Here is a 24,190-nt window from a genome sequence, read left to right as displayed (position 1 = left end):
TCAGGAGGTCTCTCGGCGGTTCGTGGCGCAGCGCATGAGTTCGGCGCCGATCGCCTGGATGGGAAGGATGAGCGACGCCGCCTCGATCCGGACCGCGGCGCCAGGCATGCCCCAGACGACGCTCGTCGCGCGATCCTGGGCGATGGTCTGCCAGCCGGCGCGACGGAGCGCGAGCAGACCGTCAGCGCCATCGCGTCCCATGCCGGTCAGGAGCACGGCGACGAAGGGGTTGACTCGACTTTCAACGGCACTCAGGAAGAGTTCATCGACGGAGGGGCGATGGACGCTCCCAGCGGGTTCGAGCGAGTGTTCGAAGCGACCCCGAAGACCGAGGCGCAGGTGGGCATTCCCCGCGGCGATGCTCAGCACACTCGGCCGGGGCATACTGCCGCTGTGCGCGACTTCGACCACGCGGCCCGTTTCGCGTCCGAGCCACTGGACGAGACCGGGAACAAACGCCGCGTCGAGATGCTGCACGGCGACGATCGCGAAGGGAAAGTCGCGTGGAAGGTCGGAAATCACTTCGGCGAGTGCCTGCGGTCCACCGGTCGAGGAGCCGAGAAGGGCAATGGGCACGCCCGAATCGAAGCCGCGAGGCGGCGGGTCGGGGCGGGGCGGCGCCGCCTGGGGATGCGCGCGCGTCGGTGCCCGCTCGTCAGGCCCCTTCAGGCGACGGACCTGCTCGATCTTCTTCGCGAGCATCGCGCGGGCTGCGGCCCAGCCCGGGCCAATCGATGGCGTCTCCGTCGCATCGAGCGCACCGGCGGAGAGCGCTTCGTAGACGCGGCCCGCATTGCCTCCGATACTCGCCGTGACCACGACGATCGCGCAGGGGCTCTCCTTCATGATGCGCCGCGTCGCTTCGGCGCCGTCGAGCACCGGCATCACCATGTCCATGAGGATGAGGTCTGGGCGATCGCGCTTCGCCTTCTCGACGGCCTCGGCACCGTCGATGGCCGTCCACGCGATCCGCACATCGGGCAGTTCCAGGAGCAGGCGCCGCAGCGTCTCGGTCGCCAGCGCGAGATCATTGACGATCGCCACTCTCATGCCTGCGGTGCTCCCGCGAGTCGAGCCACGGTCTGGGCGAAGCGATCATCCTGGAAGGAGCCCTTGGTGAGATAGGCGTTGGCCCCTGCATCGAGACCGGCCTGCCGATCCTCCTCGCGATCCTTGTAACTCACGATGGCGATCGGCAGGGAGGCGAATCGCGGGTCGCGTCGGGCCAGGCGCACGAGCTCGATGCCATTCATGCGTGGCATGTCGACATCGGTGATGAGCAGATCGAAACTTCCGCGGCGAAGCAGGTTCCATCCGTCAGCACCATCGACCGCAGTCTCGACCTCGTAGCCGAGGCGCTGGAGAAGCTGACGCTCCACTTCCCGCACGGTGATCGAGTCGTCGACCACGAGAATGCGCCGCCGACGCCGAATGTCCGGAGATGCCTTCTCCTTGACGCCGAGCCGATCACCGCGATCCTCTTCGAGCGCCCGCCTTACGCTTGCGAGCAGATCTTCCACATCGAGAATGATCGTGACGGATCCATCGTCGAGGTGAGCGGCTGCCGAGACATGGGGGACACGGCCAAGGCGCGGGTCGAGCGAGCGCACGACAAGATCCTGTTCGCCGAGGAAGCGATCGACGATGAGGCCGTAGCGCTCCGATCCATCCTCGAGAAGAATGACGCTCGAGTGAGACGACGGCACCTCGGTGTGGGGAAGATCGAGCACGCGCGAAGCCTGAATGAGCCCGATGGAGCGCCCGTCGAGTTCGAACTGCATCCGCCCCTCGACAGGCTGAAGGCGCTCCGCGGAGACTCGGACGATTCGATCGAGCCGCGCAAGCGGCAGTGCATAGGGCTCCCCGGCGATCTCGACGAGCGCCGCCCGGATGACCGAGAGCGTGATCGGCAGTCGAAGGGTGAAGACGGTCCCTTCTCCCGGCTCACTGCGGACGGAAATCGTGCCGCTCGCCGCCTGCACCATGCGCTGCACCACATCGAGCCCCACGCCTCGGCCTGAGACATCGCTGACGGTGGAAGCCGTGGTGAAGCCGGGAAGGAAGAGGAAGTCATGGATCTCGGTGCGCGACAGTGACTCGGACATGTCTGGGCTGATGAGCCCACGCTCGATCGCGCGGCGCCGCACTGCGCCCGGATCGATTCCGCGACCGTCATCGCGAATCTCAACAATCAACTGGCTCGCCTGATGTCGCGCCTCGAGCTCGATCCGCGCGGGGATCGCCTTGCCTGAGGCCGTGCGCTCGGCCGGAGATTCGATGCCATGATCGACGGCATTCCGGAGCATGTGAGTCACCGGTGACTCGAGCTTCGCGAGAATGTCCCGATCCACCGGGGTCGATCCACCGATCAGTTCGAGGGTGACCTCCTTGCCGAGTTGCCTGGCAAGGTCACGCACCAGTCGCGCATGCCCCGAGGTGATCTCCGAGAAGGGCCTCATTCGGCTTGCCAGCACCTCGTGATAGAGGGCGGTGGCCGCCTCTTCGCCGCGATGGAAGACACCGTCGAGGGAGGCCGTGTGCCGACGGAGCAGCCGTTCGAGATCCTCGACTCTCGCGGTGAGCTCCGCGAGGCGCGGATCCTCGGTGGCATGCCGAACCTGAAGCGTGGTGCGACGGAGCTCCTGGATCTGCTCCTTCAACTGCGCCAAGTCCGCGCGAAGGAGCGGCGCTCGACGCGCTTCGACCATGCTTTCGCCGGCCAGTCGCATCATGCGATCGAGGTGATCCGCAGCCACACGGACCACGCGACTCTCGCTCTCTGCGGCCTTTGGCGCCGCAGCGTCAATGGTGGCCGTGCCTCCGCTCACGAGCGCGCCGACGCCGCCTGCCCCCGGTGCCGCCGACGCGGCCGGCGCAAGGGCTGGTGTCGTCGGGGAGGAGCGAGGTGGCGCTGGTGTGTTCGTCTCCTGCGGGCCGGGCGAGCCGGCTGGCGATGCTGCGCGAGGCGCCGAAGGATCCGCGATCGGCGTCACCATCGGCGCTCCGCTGGCCTCCACCTGCGGCAAAGCGGACGCTTCGCTCCTCGCCAAAGGGCGAACTTCATCCGCCGGTGCCGGTGCCGCCAGTTCGGTCAGGAGCGCGTTGAGATCACCGGCATTTCGCTCGCCCCACTGCGCTGCATCGATCTCGCTGCCCACAGCAAGCGCTGCCAGGAGATCGGTCGCCCTGAGCAGTTGATCGATCCGACCTCGATGGATCGGCTCCGTACCGGCTCGGTAGCGGTCAAAGACATCTTCAACCTCGTGCGCGAAGCTGACTGCGGCGTCGAGGCCCATCACGCGTGCGGCGCCCTTGATCGAGTGGGCGGCGCGCATCAGCCCTGCCGCACGCTCCTTCGAGAGTCCGTCGCGCTCGATCGAGAGCAGGCCGTCGGAGAGGGCGCGGCAGTGCTCCTCGACCTCACTGCGGAAGAGCTCGAAGAGGCTCGGAGCATCGTCACTCATGAGATCCCGTCCCGGAAGCGGTGGACCAACTTCGCAGGATCGAGCAGCGCCGCTCGCCGCGAACCCAGCGGAACAAGGGCCACCGTCGCCGCACCGCGCGCGTGCGAAAGGGTGGCGGGTGGAGGCGACCATCGCTCCCGCGCACAGCGATGGATGCCGAGGACGGCGTCGACTTCCATGAGCCACTGCTCCGAGCCGTGGCTGACCAGCAGCATCCGTCGGGTGGTCTCGGTCGCCGCGCCCTCCCATGGACCGAGGTCAAGCGCCGCTTCAAGGCTCGCCACCAGACGCAGATCACCGTGATCGCTCGCAACTCCGCGAAAGATCGGCCCCGGCCGATGAGGAACCTGGTGAATCGGAAGAGGTGCGAACGCTCGCACCACACTCGACGCAGGCAGCGCGAAGAGCTCTCCGTGCCTTGCGAAGAAGAGCAGCGTCTCTCCATCGGCCTGAGTCGGGAGAGCCGTGCGGGCGACGATCGCCGTGTTACTCGCAAGCTGGCTCTCAGAGAGCGGGCGCGAGAGCAACTCCTCGATCGGGAGCGAGTGCGGGGATGGCTTGGCCTCACTCATGAGGATGCTCACTCGGCGCGGTCACGCCACGAAGACGACCCTCGCGCAGGAGATCAAGTTGCATGGCCGCTTCCGCTCGATCAGGTTCAAGATAGACGGCGGCTCTCAGGTGTCGCTCGGCCTCCTCAGTTTCGCCTTCGGCGAGAAGGAGCGTGCCGAGGAGTTCGAGCAACTCGGCGCTTCGTTCTCCAGCATCGTGCCGCCGCCGCGCTGCCTCGAGCGCCGGGACCACCTGCCCGGAGTCGGCCATTTCGCGAATGTGCTCGATCGAAGGGGGTTCGTTGACACCCCTCGACTCCAGCGGCGCCGCGCGCGCTGGCTTCGTCGACGGCGGCGGTGGTGAGGCGGCGGAACGCGAGCCTCCGGCGTGCTGATCCAACCGACCCGCCCGCGACTGAGTGTCCGACGCCTTCGAGCGCGGTGCAGTCGTGATGTCGTGCACCTCGGCGACGCTTGAAGGGGCAAGAAAGGCGAACGCCTTGCTCGCGCCCTTGCGCCATGGAAGTTCCAGCGCCGAAGGTTGCTCCGCATGGCCGAGATACAGCCAGCCTCCGGGCTTCAGGAGCCGCGCGATGAGCTGGCCGAGGGTCCGCCGCTCCGTCGGGCTCATGTAGATGAGGATGTTTCGACAGAAGACCACATCGAATGCGCCGAGGTCATCGGCAAGCCGCGGGTTGAGCAGGTCGGCCTCGACGAAATCGATCTGCGACAGGATCGATGGCGGAACCACCACCGCGCCTTCGTCGATCGTCCAGACTGTCGGCGCCCACGACGGTCGTTCGGAGCGCACCACAAATGGACGCAGGCGTCCGCTGCGAGCCATGGCCAGCAACTCTCTCGATCGGTCAACGGCGACCACGCGGACGGGACGGATGCCATCGAGGGCCGCAACGATGGAGCATGGCTCGGCACCGGAAGCGCAGCCGAGGCTCGCCACGCGCCACGGGCCAGCCTTCGGCGACGAACGCGCCACCTGCCGCAGATGTTCAAAGGAGTCGGGGTAGCGAAAGAACCATGTCTCGCCCGGGATCTCCACCGTCCGCTCGTCACTCGATCGACGGGCAGCCTTGTCGTCACTACTCACGACTGTTGCTCCAGAGCTCGAGCGTCGGGCCGGGAGATCGAGCGATCGACGGCTGGGGCGTCAAGAAGGGGTGTGGACCGAAGCAGATGCTCGGGATCGATGAGCGGAATGGTCTCGCCGTTGACCCGACCCACGGCGCTGATCGGCAGAGGCTCCGCAGTGACCCGGCCCGCGCGCCACGCGCCAGTCTCGACATTGATTGTCGTGCGCTCGAGGACAAGATCGCAGAGCAGTCCGAACATCCGCGCTTCAGGTTGGCCTCCCGTCGGCATCACCAGACGGAGAATGATGATCCGCGAGCCGAGGATGGAGGCTGCGGGCTCACCGTGGATCAGCCTGCATCCGTCAATGACCGGAAGCAGCGAGCCGCGATGATCGATAAGTCCGACCACGAAGTCGGGGGCGCCGGGAATCGGGCTGCACTTCGTTCTTGCCACGATCTCCTCCACCCGCGCAGAGGGAAGTGCGTAGCGGCGGCCGGCGAGGACCACGATCAGCACTTCCATGCGGGCATCGTACGGCGTCGTCGTTCTCGGGATCGACCGCATCCGATCCCATCAGCACCGAAAGCGGCTTGCGGCCGCCGCCATCTCGCTTCCTCGGCGCTGGAAGTCAACGAGGAGTCCATCCACTGACTCGAAGAAGTCGAGGGCATTGGTGGCGTTCTCCGCCGTCGTCCCGAGCAGGCGGGAGATGGCTTCCGCCGCTTCGCGCTGGCGGACGCTTGCATCGGCAATGGCCGCGATCCGCGGTGCCAGTTCTTCGATCCCACGGATGGTCGATTGCAGGAGCTCGCTGCCATGCTGCGTGCGATCAGCGCCTCGCCCGAGGACCTCAACGAGCTCGTTGACGGAGCGGACTCCTTCGTCGACGGCCGCATGCATGCGCTGCACATTCGCCTCGATCTGAAGGGCGCTCGCCGCCGCCTGCTCGGCCAGTCGGCGAATCTCACCGGCCACGACCATGAAGCCGCGCCCCGACTCACCGGCCTTGGCCGCCTCGATCTCGGCGTTCAGGCTGAGGAGATTGCTGCGATCGGCCACCGACACCATGGCTTCGAGAAGTCCATCGACGGCGCGGGCGCGATCACGAAGCGATTCGAGCTGGGCCGCCAGTGAGGTGCTCGACTCACGGATCTGCATGACACCGGCCGCAATGTTCCGAAGATTCTCGATCCCCTCTGTCCCGGTCGCGATGACGGTGCCAGCCATCGATCGCAGGTCGCTCGCCGCGTCGGCCAGTGTTCGTGCGGTCGTCGCAATCTCACCCGCGCGTCCCGCCGCCTCGACGGCGTTGCTCGCCGCTTCGCGGGCGCGATCGGCTTCGTGGGTGGTCCGATCGTGAAGCGTCGTGCAGGAGGCATTCGCGCAGACGCTCGCCTCCTGAATGCGGGCGACGATCGAGCGAAGCGCTTGGCGCAGCGAATCGAGGCTCACTGCAACGGCTTCGGTCTCGCGCGCTCCGCCGTAGGTGAGGGCTGACTCGGCGAGGTCGCCGTCGGCCATCGCGCCCGCGCGAGCACGCAGCAGTTCGAGCGGGCGTGTCACCCGGCCGGCGAGAATCCAGCCTGCAAGCAGGGCGACCACAGCCGCGCCAAGAAGGGCGACCCCACCTGAAATGGCGAGCGAGCGATCGAGTTCTCGAATGCTCTCAAGAGGAATATCAACTCCTGCAACAGCCACCATGCGGCCATCCGGCCCCAGAATCGGCGCGGTGCCCGTGAGCGCTGTTCCCCATTGATCGCGGGAGTAGGTGGCGCCCGCGGCGAGGGCTGTCTGGAACATCCTCGAGTCGAGCGAGCCTTCGACCGCATCACCGGGGAGGCTCTTGTCAGGTCCATCTTCTTCGGCGTCCACCATGAACGCGGCGCCTGAAGGAGTGCGGGGATCGGGCACCATCGTGTAGACGAATCGCACCGGCACTCCTGCGCTCCGCCACTGGTCACGCAGTCGACGGAGTTCCCTCTCGATCACTCGATAGTCATCGGAGTCGGAAGTCGCACGGGCCGTCGCGCGCTCGTGCGTCTCGGCGTTCACCATCGACGCCGCGCCGATCGCAAGACCACGCACCTGCGCCTTCAGCGTGCTCTCAAGCAGCTCTCGGGAGGTGCGATAGCTGAGCCACGCCACGACCGCAGCGCAGGTCACGGCCACCGAGGCCACGAGGACGAGCACTTGAGTTCGGTAGCGCACCGGCATGATGCTAACGACGCCTGCGCCACTGCGCGAGAGTCGCTCAATAGGTCAGCGATGGGTCCGGAGGGGATCGAACCCTCACGCCCCTTGCGGGGCCGCGGCTTTTAAGGCCGCTGCGTCTGCCAGTTCCGCCACGGACCCCGGGACACGCAATGCGGTGCGAGCAAGGTCATGCTCACGATCGCACGACCGGATTGTGCCATCCGCCCGGGGGAAGAAGAAGATCCTGGGCAGCGTCCGGGCCCCAGGTCCCCTGGTCATATCGATGGACAGGCACGGCGTCACCCAGGATGGGGTCGACGATCCGCCACCCTTCCTCGACGACATCCTGGCGCGCAAAGAGCGTTCCATCGCCGTGGAGCGCATCGCCGATCAGTCGCTCGTAGGGAGTCATCTCGTCGGGCTGCTGGTCGACCACCATGAGTTCCATCGGCTCACCGATCATGCGCTCACCCGCGGACTTCACCTCCAGATTGATACCGATCTCGATCGAGGGATTGAAGCGGAAGCGCACGAAGTTGTGGTGGGCGCGGGGCGCGTGGGGGAAGACGACCGCGGGCGGGCGATGGAACTCGACCCGAACCTCCGTGGCGGTGACGGGCATGTGCTTGCCGGCCCTGATGAAAATGGGCACGCCCTCCCAGCGCCAGTTGTCAATCCAGATGCGCACCGCCGCCCATGTCTCGACATTGGAGCTTGGCGAGACGCCCGGTTCCTTGCGATAGCCCTCGAATTGCCCTCGCACGATGTCGTTTGCGGAGACGGTGCGGATTGAGCGGAAGAGCTCGACCTGGGCATCACGAGTGCGCTCCACCTCAGGCCAGTAGGGGGGTTCCATGCAGAGGAAGCCAACCACCTGCATGAGGTGGTTCTCGATGACATCCCTGAGGCAGCCGGTCTGGTCATAGAACGCACCGCGACCCTCGACTCCGAAGGCTTCGGCCATCGTGATCTGGATCTGCCGGACATGCGTGCGATTCCAGATCGGCTCGAGCATGGCATTCGAGAAGCGCGTGAAGAGAATGTTCTGTGTCGCTTCCTTGCCCAGATAGTGATCGATTCGGAAGACACTCGACTCGTCAAAGACTTCGTGCAGCGATCGATTGAGCGCGCGGGCGCTCTGAAGATCGCGGCCGAAGGGCTTCTCGACGACAACCCTTGCGCCGCGAGTGCAGCCCGAACTCTTCAGCGCTTGACCGACCGGACCGAAGAGTGACGGTGGAATGGCGAGGTAGTGCAACGGCCGCTTCGACTCGCCCAGCGCCTCGCGCAGTGCGGCGAAGGTCTTCGGATCGCCGTAATCGCCGTCGACATAGCGGAAGCGCTCGGCGAAACGAGCGAACGCCTTCTCATCGACGCCGCGACCGAACTTCGTGATTCCATCCCGGGCTCGCTCGATGACCTGCTCGCGGCTCATGCCGCTCTTGGCAATTCCGACCACCGGCGCATCGAGGACGCCGCGACGCACGAGCGCCTGGATCGTGTCAAAGAGCTTCTTGTGGGCGAGGTCGCCGGTGGCACCAAAGAGGACCATCGCATCGGAGGAGCGATCACTCGCCGACGCCGTCGCGGAGCCCTTTGTTCCAGCCGCGGCCGCAGTGGTGGAAGAGGCGCCCATGGTCAGGCCTTCTTCTCGACATGGCCGCCGAACTCATACCGCATGGCGGAACAGAGCTTGTCGGCGAGCAACGCCGCACCGCGGCTTGAGAAGCGCTCATAGAGCGCCGCCGTCAGCACATGAGCGGGGACGCCGACATCGACGGCCGCTTCGACGGTCCAGCGCCCCTCGCCGGAGTCGCTCACCCGGCCTGAGAATCGCTCGAGCTTCGGATCGCCCGCGAGGGCCTGCGCCGTCAGATCGAGCAGCCAACTCGAGATCACGCTGCCTCGCCGCCAGACCTCGGCGACATCGGCGAGGTCGATTTCGTATTGGAAGGCCTCGGGCTCCCGGAGCGGTGTCGTCTCCGCGTCCTGCTCCCGCGTGTGCAGTCCTGCGTTCGCGTGGGCCAGAATGTTCAAACCCTCGGCGTAAGCCGCCATGATTCCGTACTCGATGCCATTGTGGACCATCTTGACGAAGTGCCCGGCGCCGTTGGGACCGCAGTGGAGATAGCCCTGCTCCGCGGTGCCGCCCCGCGACTCTCGACCGGGTGTCCGTGCGATCGAGCCCACACCGGGGGCGAGAGTTCGGAAGATCGGGTCGAGTCTGGCGACCGCCTCCTTCTCGCCGCCGATCATCAGGCAGTAGCCGCGTTCAAGCCCCCAGACGCCGCCGGAGGTTCCGCAGTCGACATAGTGGATTCCGCGGGAGGCCAGGTGCTTCGCGCGGCGGATGTCATCCTTGTAGTAACTGTTGCCGCCATCGATGATCGTGTCATCGCGACTGAGCAGGGGGGCGAGTTGATCGATCGTCGAGTCGACGAACGCTGCAGGAATCATCAGCCAGACATTGCGCGGCGGGGTCAATGCCTTCACCAGCGCCTCGAGGGTGGGAACCCCCGTGGCGCCCTTCCCGGCGACCGCCTTCACATTGTCCTGGGCGACATCCCAGACGACGCAGGAGTGGCCAGCCTTCATGAGGCGCACCGTCATGTTGGCGCCCATCCGCCCGAGACCGATCATGCCGAGTTGCATTCCGCGCTCCTTTGCGAGAGTTCGGTGGAGTATAAGAATGTCTCGTCGGCGAAGCGCAAGGCTTCGGCGTGAACGCGATGAGCATCATCCTCGGAGGACTCGGAGCATGAATCGTGAGACGCGAAGGTCGGCCACTCGGAGTGGTGCATGGGCATCGGCGATCGCGACAGCGCTCGTGGGCTCGGTCGCGCTCTCACCACTTGCTTCGGCCGGTGAAGCGGTGGTGGAGCGCGGCGATCTGACGATTCGTTTCGATCGGAAGGCTCGCGTTGAGGCACCGTGGAAGCGTCCCGTGCGCTTCGAGCCCGAGGTCTTTCAGGGGCGGCTCCAGTTGGCCTCTCCCGCTCGGGCCCCGGGCGAGGTGAAGGCCGGGGATCTGCTCGTCGAGCTGGTCGGCCGCGAGTTCGAAGATCAGTTCGAGGATGCCCAGACGCTGGCCGCCGAGGCGGAGCGACGCCTCGAAGTGCAGCGGCAGGAGCGACGCATCGCGATTGAACAGTCGCGCCTTGCCGTTGACCGGGCGGAGTTCGCAGCCGCCGTGGCGCAGCGAACCCTCGAGATCTTCCAATCCCACGAGTCGGCGAAGCAGCTCGAGCAGCGCGCGATCAGCTTCCAGTGGCAGCAGGACGCCCTCAAGGATGAGCGTCAGGAACTCGCCCAGCTCGAGAAGATGTATCAGGGGACGAGCCTCGCCGAGGAGACAAAGGACATCGTGCTCGAGCGAGCGCGCCGGGCGCTGGCTCGTACCGAGCGCCAGTCGCAGTTCTGGGAGCAGGACTACCGCAACTTCGTCGAGATTCAGCATCCTCAGGAGGCGAAGCGCGTCGAAGAAGCCGCCCGCTTTTCCGCATTCGACCTTGAGGTGGCGCGGGTCAACGCGCGCCTCTCCGGCGTCCGGGCTGAACTCGACCTCGCCGCTGCCGAGCGCGGGGTTCGTGATGCCCGTCGGCGGGCCGATCGACTCGAGCGTGATCGCGAGAGGCTTTCGCTCCGCGCACCCGTGGATGGCTACTGGATTCCGCAGGTTCGAGAAGAGGGTGACTCGGCCCAGCCATGGCAGAACCTGGGTGAAGTGGTCGCCATCGGATCGCAGCGACTTCGCGGAACGCTCGACCCGACCGCGGTTCGAGTGATCGGCTCGCTCCCGGCATCGGAGCGTCGAGTCACCGTGCGCTTTCCCTCGAGGCCGGAATTGAGCGGCCGGGCGCTCATCACCGAACTGGTCTTCGTCGGATCGCCCGAGGGTGACTCGACCGCGTTCCCATTCGTGGCCACGATCGAATCGATCGAGGGATCGCTCATCGGCGACGCTGCTGCCGCCCTGGTCGAGACGGGAATCGAAGCCCTGGTGCTTGGCGAGCGGACTTGGAGCGGCGTGCTCCTCGTTCCTGAGAAGGCCGTGCGTGGCGCCCCGGCCCGACCCATGGTGACGCGCCTCGTCGGCGAGGAGCGTCAGGATGTGCCCGTTCGAATCGGTCCCACGGTCGACGGCAAGACGGTCGTCGTGGAAGGGCTTTCTGAAGGCGATCGAGTGGTGACACCCGATGGTTGAGCGAGCGCCCTTCGCCCACGATCGGCGTCCGAACCCGTCGGGCGCGGTGGCCTTCCTGCGCCGGTGGGCGTGGCTGTTGCTCGTTCCACTGGCAGGGCTCGCCGGGTGCAGAGCGACTTCGGCATTTCAACCACCGTCGGAACCCGCTGCTCTGACGGGTGCGGGCGCGCCATTGAGGCCGATCCGGACTCTTGCGGACGCCCGGGCCGATGGCGTCCGCTGGCTCATCGAGAACCAGAACCCCGATGGCTCCTTCGGTACCTTCGCGAGTGCCCGTCCGGTCGAGATCTATCTCGACAACCTCTCGAGTCACCGCGCGTTCCATGTCGCCACGAGCGCGCTCGCCACATGGTCGCTGGTGGAACCGGCGCGCGACGATCCGAAAGCCGCCGCAGCCCTTGATCGCGCGCTCGACTGGATCATCGCCGCACCGCCCACCGGGCGTGCGACGGGCAGCACCTTTTACGACACCTGGGCCCACACCTATCTGCTCGACCTCGCGGCGGCGGTGCTCGCCGACCCGCGGCTCGAGTCGCGCCACGAAGCCATGCGGGCGCTCGCTGAGCGAGAGGTTCTCCTTTCGCGCGAACGGCAATCGAGTAACGGCGGCTGGGGCTACTACGACTTCGGCGAGGCGCTCGTCCATCCAAGCGGCCATCTCAGCACCAGTTTCAACACGGCGGCCATGATTCTTGCGCTGCGGGCAGTCGAGCGACAGGGCGTCGAGGTTCCCGCCGAAATGATCCGTGACGGCATGATCTGCCTTCGCCGCATGCAGCAGCCCGATGGTGCGTGGGCCTACGGCATCTATCTCCAGTATGTGCCGCGCATGGTGGCCAATCAGCCTCGCGGAGCGAGCGGCCGGCTCCAGGTCTGCAACCTGGCGATGTACATCGAAGATGCGGGCACCAACCAGTCTGATCTCGCCGCAGGCCTTCAACTCCTTCGGGATCACCATCACTACATCGCGATCGCGCGGGGTCGTGTCTGGCCACACGAAGCCTGGTACGCAAACAGTGGCTACTACTACTTCTTCGGTCATTTCTACGCGGCGCTCGTGGCGGTGGCGCTCGACGAAGGCTCGACTCGACGCGAACTGGCCGAGTGGCTCGCGGGGGTGCTCATCGCCGACCAGAACAGCGACGGCTCGTGGTTCGACTTTCCGCTCTATGGCTATGGCCACGCCTACGCAACCGGCTATGCGATGCTCTCGCTCAACGCCCTTCGGCCGCTGATCGACGAGTCGCGGCCATTGGCAGAAGCACGGCCATGACCCAGCGAGCGAACTCATCCTTGGGGAGAGGACCGGCGCGGGGCGGCGATTCGCGGCGACCATCCGCGAGGTAGATGCACCCGGTCACGGTGGGGGAACCCATTGCGCTCAGTTCGTTGGCGACGATGGCGTCGCACTTCTTGCGGTCGAGCTTGGACCGCGCGGAGTGTTCGAGCTCCTGGGGATCTTCGAGAGCGAAGCCAACAATGAACTGATCCGGCCGTCGGCGGGCTGCGGCCGAGGCCAGAAGGTCTTCTGTGGGCAGGAGTTCGAGCGTCAGCCGCGAATCGCCTCGTCGGATCTTCCCGGGATGATCGGTCGCCGGACGGAAGTCCGCGACAGCGGCAGCCATGATCAGGCAATCGTGGCCGGGCATTGCATCGGCGAGCATCCGGAAGAGATCCTCGCTCGACTCGAATCGGATTGCATTTCGCCACCTTGCTCCGGGGTCCCGACCAGTGGGGCCAAGGAGCAGGGTGACCTCGGCTCCCGCCTCGCATGCGGCATCCGCGAGGGCCTCACCCATCCTGCCGCTCGAGCGATTGGCCAGATACCGGACGGCATCGATCCGTTCATGGGTGGGTCCGGCGGTGATCAGCACTCGGAGGGGAGTCGAGTTCATGCCAAGGTCGCGTGTTGCGGGATCCGTGGGCCGTACTCATACTACGGATCCTCCCGAACTCGGTCGGTGGCCGCGCTCCGTCGGGAGACCCGAGCCTTCCGAGGTTCGAAGCCGTCGTCCGTCGCCCGAACAGACCTACCCTCCCGGAACGCCTGTGGCCCGCAAGCTCCGACAGAAACTCGGCGAGATCCTCGTCGCCAACAAGTTGATCTCGCAGAAGCAGCTCGACGAAGCTGTGGCGGCGACGCGCGGCACGGGCCGACGCCTCGGTGAAGCCCTGATTGAGATGAAGGCCTGTTCCGACGAGGACCTCGCCAGGGCGCTTGGTCTCCAGTTCGGCATGGAGTTCCTCAATCTCGATCGCGCCGAAGACTCCAACCGCGTCGATCTGAAGCTCCTTCCCGACGACATCATCAAGAAGTACCTCGTCCTTCCGCTCGCCAAGACCAACGGCCGGCTGAAGCTCCTCATTCACGATCCGATGGATCTTGAAGCGCTCGATGTCCTGCGCTTCAGGCTCAACAGCGAGATCGACACGGCCATTGCGAGCAAGCGGCAGATCAAATCCTTCATCGACGGGGGCAAGTCGGAGAAGCCGCTCTTCGCGGACAAGAGTCTCGTCACCGACTCGGTGGATGTCACCGTCGATCGCTCCGTCGACACCTCGATTGACAGCTCGATCGATGTTGATGCCAAGGACGACGCGCCCATTGTTCGCCTCTGCAATCGCATCATCGTGGAAGCGGTGCGGGGCCGGGCGAGCGATATCCACATCGAGCCGATGGCCGATCGCGTCCTGCTCCGCTATCGCATCGACGGCGTCTGCCACATTCGCGACAATCTCCCCAAGCGCATGCAGGGGGCTCTTCTCGCGCGTTTGAAGCTGATGGCCGGAGTGAACATCGCCGAGCGTCGCGTTCCGCAGGATGGCCGCATCAAGCTGCCGATCGAGGGCAACCAGGTCGACTTCCGCGTCAGCACCTGCCCCGCGTATCACGGCGAGAGCGTCGTGCTTCGAATTCTTCGACCGGACTCCGTCCGCATCGGCCTGGTCAACCTCGGGTTCGAGCAGGACAACCTCGACATCTTCAATCGCATCATCCGTCGCCCGAACGGCATCTTCCTGGTCACCGGACCGACGGGAAGCGGCAAGACGACCACGCTGTACTCGGCGCTCGATGTGCTGAACCGCCCGGACAAGAAGATCATTACTGCCGAAGATCCGGTCGAGTACAGCTTCACCGGCATCAATCAGGTGCAGGTGCGCGACGCCATTGGCCTGACCTTCCCGGCGATCCTCAAGTCGATGTTGCGTCAGGCGCCGAACATCATCCTGGTCGGCGAGATCCGAGATCGCGAAGTGGCGGACATTGCCATTCAGGCGGCGCTCACGGGCCACCTCGTCTTCAGCACGCTGCATACCAACGATGCCCCGAGCGCCATCACCCGACTCATCGACATGGGCGTGAAGCCCTTCCTGGTGGCGAGCTCCATTCAGGCGGTCATGGCGCAGCGCCTCATCCGTGTTCTCTGCCCGAAGTGCAAGGCCCCGGAGACGAATGCCGACCGCAAGCTGATGAGGCTGGTGAACATCTCCCCCGATGAGGCCGGCAGCGGGCGGATCATGAAGGCCGTCGGCTGTGCGAACTGCGGAGGTACGGGGTTCCGCGGTCGAAAGGCGATCTTCGAGCTGATGGTGATGAACTCGGAGATCCGCCAACTCGCCTTCGAGCGATCGACCATCGGCAAGCTTCGACAGGCGGCCATTCGCAACGGCATGCGCAGCCTTTTGGGCGACGGCCGAATCAAGATTCTCAATGGCGTGACCACCATGGAAGAGATCGCCAACTTCGCCCAGGTGGAAGGCTTCAACCCGAACGAAATCGTCCAGGAGTGATCGTCCGTGAGCAGTATTCAGATCGATCGTCTGCTTGATGTGGTGGTGCGGCAGGATGCGTCCGACCTGCACATCTCGGTTGGCCGACCGCCGACGATCCGTCTGAACGGACGGCTTCGCAACCTGGCGACCAAGGTGCTGGAGCCCGATGACACGGTCGCGCTGATGAAGAGCATCACGCCGGAGAAGCGCCAGCAGGAGCTTCAGGAACTCGGCGGCTGCGACTTCGGCTTCGCCTACGGTGATCAGGCCCGATTCCGTGTGTCCGTCTTTCGGCAGAAGGGCCACATCTCGATGGTCTTGCGACTCATCCCAAGTCGGCTGCTGACCTTCGAGCAGATCGGCCTCCCGGACATCTGCAAGGAACTTCTGCGCAGGCCCCGTGGCCTCTTTGTGGTGACCGGTCCCACCGGCTCGGGCAAGACGACTTCGCTGGCCACCAAGATCGACTATGTGAACATCAACCTCGAACGGCACATTGTGACCGTCGAGGACCCGATCGAGTACTACCACAGCCATAAGAAGTCGATCGTCAACCAGCGTGAGGTCGGAACCGATGTTCCGAGCTTCCCGGAAGCCCTCCGCCGAGTGCTCCGCTCCGACCCCGATGTGATCCTGGTCGGCGAAATGCGAGACCTCGAGACGATCGAGGCCGCCATCCGGGCCGCTGAAACGGGTCACTTGGTGTTCGCCACCCTCCACACCACCGGGGCGGCGGGCACCATCAACCGAATCATCGACGCCTTCCCGACCAACCAGCAGGAGCAGGTTCGCGTCCAGCTCTCGACCAGCCTCCTCTGCGTGCTCAGCCAGGTCCTCATGCCTCGCGAGGACCGCCCTGGCCGAGTGGCAGGATTCGAATTCCTGGTGGTCACGCCGGCCATTGCGAACCTGATCCGCGAGAACAAGACCTTCCGAATCGACTCCGCCATTCAGACCGGTAAGAAGTTCGGCATGCAGCTCCTCGACGACCACCTCTGGTCGCTCTACAGCCGCAACCTGATTTCGGCGGAGGAGATGATCGACAAGGCCCGTAATCCTGCGGATCTGACGGAGCGGGTGCACCGTTCCGGCAAGACCGTGGGCAGGTCCGAGCTTGATCAGGCCTCGGAGTGACGACGCGCCTTGGGATGCCGATCTGGGGGGTCGGATTGGCCCAGTCGACTCTGTGCGCTGATTCGATTGACGATTGGCGTAACGATCAAATCCGCCTTGTGCGCTTTGATCTTGTGGATAACACGCAACAATTGCACTCCGTCAGCCGAATTGATGGAGCGGGAGCCTCTTTTCAATGCCACCCATTGATGTCTCAGAGCTGAAGGGCCGAATGATCGGCCGTGTCCTGACCAAGCTTGGCAAGGTCACGCGCGATCAGGTTCACCAAGGGCTCAGCCTCCAACAGGGGGAGAAGAAGGGCAAGCGCCTCGGCGAGATTCTGGTCGAGCTTGGTCTGGTCGAGCCCAGGGATGTTCAGGTCGCTTTGGCCGGTCAGGCTGGGATGAAGTTCATTGACCTCGGGTCCATGGAGATCCCAGATGAGGTCATCAATGCCGTCCCCGCAGAGACCGCCAACAGTTATCAGATCGTGCCCATCGAGTTCGAGCCGGCGACCAAGCGGCTGACGGTGGCTCTCAAGAGCCCGGACAACTTCCGCGCCGTGGATGACCTCAAGCTCCTGATGGGCTTCAAGGTCTCCGCGGTCGTGGCGGCCTCGGACCAGATCGACGATGTCCTTCGCAAGCGCTACGCCGGAAAGGCGGGGTCGGTCCAGAGCATCTATGCCGAAATGGGCAACTCCGAGGCGCTCGCGGCGCTCGAAGGCCGAGGCGACTCGATCGATCTCGCGACCCTACAGGAGGCCGCCGACGACAACAAGGTCGTCCGACTGCTGAACCTCGTCCTGCTTCAGGCCATTCGCGACAAGGCGAGCGACATCCACTTCGAGCCCTTCGAGGGCGAGTTCAAGATGCGCTATCGCATCGACGGCGTGCTCTACGAGATGGTCCCGCCGCCCAAGCACCTCGCGCTCCCGATCGTCAGCCGCATCAAGGTCATGGCGAAGCTCAACATCGCCGAACGGCGCCTTCCGCAGGACGGTCGAATCGAGCTCACCGTCGGCAACGCACCCATCGACCTTCGTGTGGCAGTTCTTCCGACGATGTTCGGCGAGAGCGTCGTCATGCGTGTCCTCGATCGAGGCAATGTGCAACTCTCGCTCGATCGCATCGGATTGCGCGACGATGAACTCGAGCTTGTCCGAGTGCTGATCAACAAGCCCAACGGCATCGTGATCGTCACCGGCCCCACCGGCAGCGGCAAGACGACCACGCTCTACGCCGCGCTCAACGAACTCAATCAGCCCGATGTGAAGATTCTCACCGCCGAGGATCCGGTGGAGTACGACATCGACGGCCTCGTCCAGTGCCAGGTCAATGTCGAGCAGGAACTCACTTTCGGGCGCCTGTTGCGGAGCTTCCTTCGCCAGGACCCCGACATCATTCTGGTGGGCGAGATCCGCGACCTCGAAACGGCGCAGATCGCCATTCAGGCGTCGCTCACGGGGCATCTCGTGTTCAGCACGCTGCACACCAACGACGCGCCGAGCAGCATCCTGCGTCTGGTGGACCTGGGCGTGGAGAACTTCCTGCTGACGGCGACGCTCGAGGCGATTGTCGCGCAGCGGCTGGTGCGGCGCGTCTGCGGCAAGTGCAAGGAGGAGTATGTCCCGACCGAGGAGCAGCTCATGGAGCTTCAGCTCCGCCTTGCCGAGGTCGAGGGCCGCACCTTCTTCCGCGGACGCGGCTGCGAGAACTGCAATCGCTCGGGCTATCGAGGCCGAATGGCCATCTTCGAGATCATGCAACTCGATGATGAGATTCGGGAGATGATCATGGCCCAGGCGTCGACCGCGGCGCTTCGGGCCGAGTGCCGCAAGCGCGGCATGCGCACGCTGCGTGAGAACGGACTCCTGGGGATTTATGACGGGCGGACCACCATCGACGAAGTGGTCCGCGAGACGATCGTTGATGAATGACCGACTCGGGGCGGCGGCCGCCGTCCCGATCACACCGCGGCGGGGCGTCGCCGCGTTTGGAGGACACAGGCATGCCGACCTTTGCCTACGAGGCACTCAATCCCGCCGGCAAGAACCAGAAGGGCACCATCGAGGCGCCCTCGAGCGAGGATGCGATCAAGCAGATCAAGTCCCAGGGTCTCTTTCCCACCAGCGTCCGTGAGCAGAAGATCAAGGGCGGTGATCAGGAGGAGAAGGCCTCATCCGGCGGCAAGAAAAAGAAGAAGAAGGGGAGCATCTCGCTCTCGTTGCCGAGCATCGGCCGGGTGCCGCTCAAGCGGATGACGCTCTTCACCCGCCAGCTCAGCACGCTCCAGGATGCCGGTCTGCCGCTCCTTCGCTCACTCCAGATCCTCGAGCAGCAGCAGAAGCCCGGCAAGCTGAAGTCGATCCTCGGTTCCGTCTGCGAGGATGTCGAGGCGGGCAGCACGCTCTCCGATGCATTCGCCAAGCATCCGAAGGCCTTCGACCGCCTCTATTGCAAGATGGTCGCGGCCGGCGAGGTCGGCGGTGTGCTCGATGTCATTCTCCAGCGCCTTGCCGACTTCATGGAGAAGGGGCAGCGCCTCCGTCGCCGCATCAAGGGCGCCATGATCTACCCCTCGGTGGTCATCACCATCGCGGTCGCGATTGTGACCGGCATCATGTACTACGTGATCCCGAAGTTCCAGACGATCTTCGAGGACTTCGGCGTTGAGCTGCCGCAACTCACCAAGCGGCTCATCACGGCCAGCAAGTGGGTGGCCGGCACGCTGACGCCGAACCAGGCGGTGCCCGGTGCCATCTGGATCATCACCAGTCCGTTCATCATCTTCATCTTCTTCAAACTGCTGCGGAAAACAGGCTTCGGACGAGCCGCCACGGACATCATCCGAACCAAGCTGCCCGTCATCGGCCCGCTGGTGAAGAAGACCTCGATCGCGCGCTTCACCCGCACGCTCGGCACGCTGGTCGCGGCCGGTGTGCCCATTCTTGAAGCCATCTCGATCACCAGGGATACCTCGGGGAACTATGTCTTCGAGAAGGCACTGACCAAGGTGCACGACTCGATCCGCGAGGGCGAGACCTTTGCGGCACCGCTCCGCGAGAGCAAGGTCTGCGACGCGATCGTCGTGAACATGATCGATGTCGGTGAAGAGACCGGTGACCTCGATGTCATGCTCATGAAGATCGCGGACAACTACGATGAAGAGGTCGATGTGGCCGTGAGCAGTCTTCTGAGCCTTCTCGAACCATTCATGGTCGTGGTGCTCGGAGGCATCGTCGGCACCATCGTGCTCGCGCTCTTCCTTCCGCTGGTCTCCATGATCGAAGGTGTTGCTGGCGCCAACAAGAAGGGTGGTGGCGGTTGATGCATGGCCACGGTCGTCGCACGGGCTTCACGCTGGTGGAGCTGCTCGTCACCATCGGGATCATCCTGCTGATTCTCGGCACGGTCCTCGCCGCGCTCTCCTTCGCGAGCCGTCGCGCCCAGCGGGCCAACACCGAGTTCCTGATGACCTCGATCCGCAACGGTCTCGAGCGATTCAAGGCCGATCACGGCTACTACCCGCCCACGCTCGGCGTGCCGACGCAGCTCACCTCCGCCGGCATCGGGGCGACGCTCGGCTGGCCTGGCACTCCGCCGAGCACCAATCTGGCCAACATCGGTGCGGGGCGTGATCTGCTCGTGCCTCCATTCAACACCGATGGCTCAGGCACCACGAAGATCGACCAGTGGAACACCGTGCCGAAGCGACTCGGTCTTCAGCGCTGGCACTCAACCACCACACTTCCCGAGTACCTCCTTGGCTATGGCGATCGCTCCGCCGACGGCTACGGCACCGTGGTCAATGGCTCGACCACGCTTCCAGGCGGTCGTGAGACTCCGAGGCTCGGTCTTCGCTCTCCGGGCCGCGATGGTGTCTGGGGCGCGGCGCTCTCACCGGTCGTTGCGTCCGAGGTCGGTGCCGCCGGGCTCGGTTCGCTTTACAGCGGAGCAACCTTCAATGCGAGCCCCACTGTGCTCTCCGGGCTCTACGCGCAGCGCAATCTGGCGCCGCCGCCGCGCATCACACTGGCGGCGACGACCTTCAACGACACCGGCAACAACGACAGTGCGGCGATTCCGCGCACTCGGATCAACCTCGAAGGCAAGGTCTTCGGTCCTTACATGGATGTTCGCGACGAGAGCGTCATCGGGGGTATCAACGGTTGGGACCAGGTCGATGATCCCGATGGAGGCGGCTCGTGGTGGGAGCCCCGGATCGTGCGCGCGAATGAAGTCACCAACTTCGATGCGCTTCCCAAGGTCTTCATCGATTACTGGGGCCGACCGATCCGTTACTTCCGCAAGGCCTATGTGCAGCTTGATCCCTCGCTGCCCGATCCCTCGACCAATGGCAGCCAGTTCGATCTGGGTGACTTCTTCGCGTTGCGCCCGGTCTCGATTCCGCGTGGCGCCGACGCCGACGGCATCGCGGATCTGAATGGCGACACCTCCACGCTTCGGGCCCTTCAGGCGGCCAGCTACGGCCTGCACTCCTGCGGCCCGGACCGGCGATGGAATCCGCTCCGCCGCGTCGATTCGCGCGGCTTCAACGCCGACAACATCGTGGAGTTCGGACCATGACCAGCACTCGAACGATCGCCTTCCTCTCCGCGCGACTGGTGCCTCGGTGTCGGTTCGGTCGCGCTCGCGCCGGCTTCACGCTGCTTGAACTGCTCGTGACCATCGGCATCATCGCGCTCCTGGCGGCGATCGTGCTCGCGGTAAGCGCGTCGGTCCTCCGCAACTCCGAGCGCAAGCAGTTGGAGATGGCCTTCCAGGCTCTCGATCAGGCGGTCGCCGAGTTCGAAAGGGCGCGAGGCCAGAAGATCACCTATCGGCGGCTCAATGGCGACCCGGTGGGGGATTACGACATCGTCGAGTTGGACATTGGCGGCGCATATCTGATTGTCTGCTTGCTCAACGGCATGGACATCGACGGGACGGGAAACAACCACCAGTTCCGTCCGCTCCTCGCCTCGCACGAACCTTCCATGGAGATCCTGAAGCGCATCAGCCCCGACCTGCTGCGACGCGATCCGTCGACCGCGCCGGGATATCCGGGTGGCCCCGTTCCGTCGCTGGCATTCGTTCCCGATCCCCGAGTCCCTGGCACCACTCCGAACGCGGCCATCGCTCGACTTGAACTCATCGACCCCTGGGGCAACAGGATTGGCGTGGTCTTCCCCGGTCGGCCCGCAGGTCCGGGAGAGGGGCGCGATCCCGATGGCACAGTGCGCACAGGCGATGAACAGATCCTCGGCGTCTGCCGCGATCGGCGCATCTGCTTCGTGAGCGCCGGACCCGACGGCAACTTCGGGACGCGCGACGACAATGTCTACAGCTACGAGCTCATCTGGCCCGTGCCGCCGCTCCAGTGAGGAACCCCATGGTCAATCCACGATCCATCCATGTTGGTCCCTCCCGCGGCTTCACGCTCATTGAGCTGCTGGTCGTCATCGGGATCATCACCACTCTCGCCGTGCTGACGGCTGTTTCGGTGACCCGCCTTTCGCGCGACAGCCGTCTTGCGATCGGCACGAACCAGGTCATTGCGGCGCTAGGTGAAGCACGAGCGAGGGCGATGAAGGAAAACCAGCCGGTGCTGATCACCTTCCGTGCTCGCGCCGTCGATCCGCTGGTTCCCGCGCGCGGCCAGGTGACCGATGTGGTCATCGCCCTCTGGTCGGGCATGGTGGTCAAGGTCGTTGATGGCGGTCCGAACAATCCGGTCGTGGATGTCTGGAACATGCCCTTCAACGCGCACCCCGAAGCCGTGACCCGCACGCTCCCCCCGGGAGTCAAGGTGGCCGGTCCGCGCACCGACTTCGATCAGGATTCGATCTGGGTCTCCCAGCCGGAGTTCTCGAACAACGAGTATGGCCGAGCGATCGGCGTGCTCTTCGGTCCGGACGGCACGGTCATCACGCGCTTCCCGAATGGGATAGGTCTCGCCAACTACGAGAGCGTCTACTTCGATTTCGACGGAGTGAAGAATGCCAATGGGTGGCCCGTCCAGAATGTCGGAACCTCCACGGGTGCGGCGCGCTTCTTTGAATACAACGAAGAGGTCGATGAGCCGAGCATCCAGTATGTGCGTTCGCTGGCGGTCTTCGACGACGCCGCGGCGCGAGAGTTCTTCGTCGTCTCAAACTGGTCGGGCTCGAACCAGGCTCCGGGCGACGCGAGCGGTGCAGCGCTACCTGCCGATTGCAGCAGCTTGCCCGCAGGACAGTCCCGCCTGCGCTGCGAGCAGAGTCAGTTCATCAACCAGTTCGCCGAGAAAATCAACTTCAACCGCTTCACCGGCGTGGCGGAGGTGGTCAAGCGATGAGGCTCTTCACAGTCCATGTCAGCGGCGCGGGGTCGGCCGATGGGTCGCCATTGCCCATGCCATGCCCTCGCCGTGCGCTTCATCGACGCGGCTTCACGCTGGTTGAGCTCATCATCGCCATTCTGGTGCTCGGGATGGGGCTGGTCATGCTCGCGGCGATCTTCCCGGCGGGCATCGCCCAGCAGCAGTTCTCCAATGACGATGTCTTCGGACGCGTGGTCGCCGACCACGCGATCGCTGTCATCCGCAGCAAGGTGCGACAGGAAGACTTCGGCACCTTCGAGCAGTTCTATCTTCGAGATGCGCGATCAACCGGTGACGGCGGCTCTCTGGAGCTGCCGTATCGCTCGGCGGGCAGCTCCGCCGGGAGTGCGCCAAATCTCTTCGGCCTCGCTGGAGACTGGGGATGGAAGCGCCCGGGGTTCGTCTTCGACAACCCCAACACGCCGTTCAATGAAGCAAGGATCGACATCTTCAGTTGGGATGCGACCTATCGAGGACTCGGCGCGGCGTCCTTCTTCCCTCAACAGCCCACGAGTCCCGACTTCCCGCTGCTGAGTGTCAACACCGCGCTGGACATGGCGACGGAGTTTCCCGCCGGGCGCAACGCTGCAAGCGAACCGGCGAGTCTCGCCCCGCTGCCGATTCCCGCAGCGATTCAGAACTTCACGCACACGCTCTACGGCATCCCGTACAACCGGAGCAGGTTCGACTCCGATCTCAATGTTCGCTCCGTCGAAGCGGAAGTGGTCGGCTATGACACCAATGGCGCAGCGATCCGTCGGCCGAAGGTGCCTGCCTTCTATATCTCGCAGGCGGAGCGCACCTGGCCGCAGGGATCCGGCACTCGCGCCAATCCCGGGCAGTACTACTGGGATTGCATGTTCCGGCGCTTCGAGGGTCGGATCTATGTGGCCATCTTCGTCTATCGAGTGGCCGCGCCGGGTGGTGAGCCGCGCACCTATTCGGTGGCACGGGCTCCGAACAACCCCGCCAATCTCGGACAGCCCCAATCCAATGCCGACCTTCCGCCCTTGCCGGTGACCATCCGCCTGGGCAACACATCGAACCAGGGTGTCGGCGCCATCGGCGCGAACCCCGGCCCCCTCTGGACTGTGGCGAATCGGGACATTGTTCCGAACACGAATCCGGGCACGACATGGACCCCTTACAACGCCGTGGCGCAGTCAGGCGCATGGCAGTTGCCCGGGCAGTGGATCCTCGACAAATTCAACAATGTCCACCGCGTGGTCGGAGGCCGGCGCGTGCCGACCAATGGCCCCGTTCGACTGGCTCGCCCGATTCCCGCTGTTCCACCAGTGCCCGCTCTGGTCGGCCGCGCGTCGGGGCCCGATCCCGATGATCAGGGTTCGACCAGCATCGACCAGATCTGGTACCTGCCTGGTCGCGACGCGGCGGGCAACACCATCATCCCCGTGTTCTGCACGGTGCAGGAGCTCTGA

General features: G+C 64.8%; 19 protein-coding genes and 1 tRNA gene. 10 read left to right on the top strand and 10 right to left on the bottom strand.

Annotated elements, in window-relative coordinates:
• The 9 genes from cheB to gnd all read right to left on the bottom strand — a co-directional run bounded on the left by cheB (position 1) and on the right by gnd (position 9,949).
• On the bottom strand, positions 1 to 1,050 hold the full coding sequence (gene cheB, locus KF724_05380; protein ID MBX3355112.1) for a chemotaxis-specific protein-glutamate methyltransferase CheB: 1,050 nt from the start codon (positions 1,048 to 1,050) through the stop codon (positions 1 to 3).
• Positions 1,047 to 3,464, bottom strand: coding sequence for a hybrid sensor histidine kinase/response regulator (locus KF724_05375; GenBank protein MBX3355111.1), 2,418 nt, complete (start codon positions 3,462 to 3,464; stop codon positions 1,047 to 1,049). The genes cheB and KF724_05375 overlap by 4 nt, the downstream gene beginning before the upstream one ends.
• Entirely contained in the window at positions 3,461 to 4,036 is a 576-nt protein-coding gene (locus KF724_05370; GenBank protein MBX3355110.1) for a chemotaxis protein CheW, read from the bottom strand. Before KF724_05370 ends, KF724_05375 begins: the two co-directional genes overlap by 4 nt.
• A complete protein-coding gene (locus tag KF724_05365; protein MBX3355109.1) occupies positions 4,029 to 5,120 on the bottom strand; it encodes a methyltransferase domain-containing protein in 1,092 nt (363 codons plus the stop codon). Before KF724_05365 ends, KF724_05370 begins: the two co-directional genes overlap by 8 nt.
• A complete protein-coding gene (locus KF724_05360) occupies positions 5,117 to 5,626 on the bottom strand; it encodes a chemotaxis protein CheW (protein MBX3355108.1) in 510 nt (169 codons plus the stop codon). The genes KF724_05365 and KF724_05360 overlap by 4 nt, the downstream gene beginning before the upstream one ends.
• Positions 5,627 to 5,677: 51 nt before the next feature.
• Complete coding sequence (locus KF724_05355) at positions 5,678 to 7,312, bottom strand: methyl-accepting chemotaxis protein (protein MBX3355107.1); 1,635 nt, start codon at positions 7,310 to 7,312, stop codon at positions 5,678 to 5,680.
• A 58-nt stretch (positions 7,313 to 7,370) separates the two neighbouring features.
• Positions 7,371 to 7,456: transfer RNA gene (locus KF724_05350), tRNA-Leu, on the bottom strand.
• A 34-nt stretch (positions 7,457 to 7,490) separates the two neighbouring features.
• On the bottom strand, positions 7,491 to 8,933 hold the full coding sequence (gene zwf / locus KF724_05345; protein MBX3355106.1) for a glucose-6-phosphate dehydrogenase: 1,443 nt from the start codon (positions 8,931 to 8,933) through the stop codon (positions 7,491 to 7,493).
• A gap of 2 nt (positions 8,934 to 8,935) precedes the next feature.
• Complete coding sequence (gene gnd / locus KF724_05340) at positions 8,936 to 9,949, bottom strand: decarboxylating 6-phosphogluconate dehydrogenase (protein ID MBX3355105.1); 1,014 nt, start codon at positions 9,947 to 9,949, stop codon at positions 8,936 to 8,938.
• Between the two features lie 106 nt (positions 9,950 to 10,055).
• Between gnd and KF724_05335 the strand changes: the two genes are divergently transcribed.
• Positions 10,056 to 11,501: a hypothetical protein gene (locus tag KF724_05335; protein MBX3355104.1), complete on the top strand. Its 1,446-nt coding sequence runs from the start codon at positions 10,056 to 10,058 to the stop codon at positions 11,499 to 11,501.
• Positions 11,494 to 12,774 (top strand): hypothetical protein, encoded by a 1,281-nt coding sequence (locus tag KF724_05330; protein ID MBX3355103.1) that lies wholly within the window; start codon positions 11,494 to 11,496, stop codon positions 12,772 to 12,774. The genes KF724_05335 and KF724_05330 overlap by 8 nt, the downstream gene beginning before the upstream one ends.
• Here the strand turns inward: KF724_05330 and KF724_05325 are convergent.
• Positions 12,716 to 13,396 carry a phosphopantothenoylcysteine decarboxylase gene (locus KF724_05325; protein ID MBX3355102.1) on the bottom strand — a complete coding sequence of 227 codons (681 nt, stop codon included), beginning with the start codon at positions 13,394 to 13,396 and terminating at the stop codon, positions 12,716 to 12,718. The two genes, KF724_05330 and KF724_05325, sit on opposite strands and share 59 nt — an antisense overlap.
• Before the next feature lie 154 nt (positions 13,397 to 13,550).
• On the opposite strand from KF724_05325, the gene tadA (KF724_05320) reads away from it, so the two are divergent.
• From tadA (KF724_05320) to KF724_05285, 8 genes are all read left to right on the top strand, one after another.
• Complete coding sequence (tadA, locus tag KF724_05320) at positions 13,551 to 15,293, top strand: Flp pilus assembly complex ATPase component TadA (GenBank protein ID MBX3355101.1); 1,743 nt, start codon at positions 13,551 to 13,553, stop codon at positions 15,291 to 15,293.
• A gap of 6 nt (positions 15,294 to 15,299) precedes the next feature.
• A complete protein-coding gene (locus KF724_05315; protein MBX3355100.1) occupies positions 15,300 to 16,409 on the top strand; it encodes a type IV pilus twitching motility protein PilT in 1,110 nt (369 codons plus the stop codon).
• A 175-nt stretch (positions 16,410 to 16,584) separates the two neighbouring features.
• The gene (gene tadA, locus KF724_05310; GenBank protein MBX3355099.1) at positions 16,585 to 18,327 is read left to right on the top strand and encodes a Flp pilus assembly complex ATPase component TadA; all 1,743 of its coding nucleotides are present in this window, start codon (positions 16,585 to 16,587) and stop codon (positions 18,325 to 18,327) included.
• 71 nt (positions 18,328 to 18,398) lie between these two features.
• Complete coding sequence (locus KF724_05305; GenBank protein MBX3355098.1) at positions 18,399 to 19,718, top strand: type II secretion system F family protein; 1,320 nt, start codon at positions 18,399 to 18,401, stop codon at positions 19,716 to 19,718.
• Positions 19,718 to 20,977 carry a type II secretion system protein gene (locus tag KF724_05300; GenBank protein ID MBX3355097.1) on the top strand — a complete coding sequence of 420 codons (1,260 nt, stop codon included), beginning with the start codon at positions 19,718 to 19,720 and terminating at the stop codon, positions 20,975 to 20,977. Before KF724_05305 ends, KF724_05300 begins: the two co-directional genes overlap by 1 nt.
• On the top strand, positions 20,974 to 21,774 hold the full coding sequence (locus KF724_05295; protein ID MBX3355096.1) for a type II secretion system protein: 801 nt from the start codon (positions 20,974 to 20,976) through the stop codon (positions 21,772 to 21,774). The genes KF724_05300 and KF724_05295 overlap by 4 nt, the downstream gene beginning before the upstream one ends.
• Before the next feature lie 8 nt (positions 21,775 to 21,782).
• Positions 21,783 to 22,727: a prepilin-type N-terminal cleavage/methylation domain-containing protein gene (locus KF724_05290; GenBank protein MBX3355095.1), complete on the top strand. Its 945-nt coding sequence runs from the start codon at positions 21,783 to 21,785 to the stop codon at positions 22,725 to 22,727.
• Entirely contained in the window at positions 22,724 to 24,190 is a 1,467-nt protein-coding gene (locus KF724_05285; GenBank protein MBX3355094.1) for a type II secretion system protein, read from the top strand. Before KF724_05290 ends, KF724_05285 begins: the two co-directional genes overlap by 4 nt.

The organism is Phycisphaeraceae bacterium (genome assembly GCA_019636735.1).
Taxonomy (GTDB): Bacteria; Planctomycetota; Phycisphaerae; order Phycisphaerales; family SM1A02; genus VGXK01.
The sequence above is the reverse complement of the archived record's forward strand: the minus strand, read 5'-3'. Positions and strand labels throughout refer to the sequence as shown.

Excerpts from the sequence above, each read along its gene's own strand:
- KF724_05325 (MBX3355102.1), bottom strand. The coding sequence starts at position 13,396 with ATGAACTCGACTCCCCTCCGAGTGCTGATCACCGCCGGACCCACCCAT.
- KF724_05360 (MBX3355108.1), bottom strand. The coding sequence starts at position 5,626 with ATGGAAGTGCTGATCGTGGTCCTCGCCGGCCGCCGCTACGCACTTCCC.
- KF724_05370 (MBX3355110.1), bottom strand. The coding sequence starts at position 4,036 with ATGAGTGAGGCCAAGCCATCCCCGCACTCGCTCCCGATCGAGGAGTTG.
- KF724_05375 (MBX3355111.1), bottom strand. The coding sequence starts at position 3,464 with ATGAGTGACGATGCTCCGAGCCTCTTCGAGCTCTTCCGCAGTGAGGTC.
- gnd (MBX3355105.1), bottom strand. The coding sequence starts at position 9,949 with ATGCAACTCGGCATGATCGGTCTCGGGCGGATGGGCGCCAACATGACG.
- KF724_05305 (MBX3355098.1), top strand. The coding sequence starts at position 18,399 with ATGCCGACCTTTGCCTACGAGGCACTCAATCCCGCCGGCAAGAACCAG.
- KF724_05285 (MBX3355094.1), top strand. The coding sequence starts at position 22,724 with ATGAGGCTCTTCACAGTCCATGTCAGCGGCGCGGGGTCGGCCGATGGG.
- KF724_05300 (MBX3355097.1), top strand. The coding sequence starts at position 19,718 with ATGCATGGCCACGGTCGTCGCACGGGCTTCACGCTGGTGGAGCTGCTC.
- KF724_05335 (MBX3355104.1), top strand. The coding sequence starts at position 10,056 with ATGAATCGTGAGACGCGAAGGTCGGCCACTCGGAGTGGTGCATGGGCA.
- zwf (MBX3355106.1), bottom strand. The coding sequence starts at position 8,933 with ATGGGCGCCTCTTCCACCACTGCGGCCGCGGCTGGAACAAAGGGCTCC.
- cheB (MBX3355112.1), bottom strand. The coding sequence starts at position 1,050 with ATGAGAGTGGCGATCGTCAATGATCTCGCGCTGGCGACCGAGACGCTG.
- tadA (MBX3355099.1), top strand. The coding sequence starts at position 16,585 with ATGCCACCCATTGATGTCTCAGAGCTGAAGGGCCGAATGATCGGCCGT.
- KF724_05290 (MBX3355095.1), top strand. The coding sequence starts at position 21,783 with ATGGTCAATCCACGATCCATCCATGTTGGTCCCTCCCGCGGCTTCACG.
- KF724_05295 (MBX3355096.1), top strand. The coding sequence starts at position 20,974 with ATGACCAGCACTCGAACGATCGCCTTCCTCTCCGCGCGACTGGTGCCT.
- KF724_05330 (MBX3355103.1), top strand. The coding sequence starts at position 11,494 with ATGGTTGAGCGAGCGCCCTTCGCCCACGATCGGCGTCCGAACCCGTCG.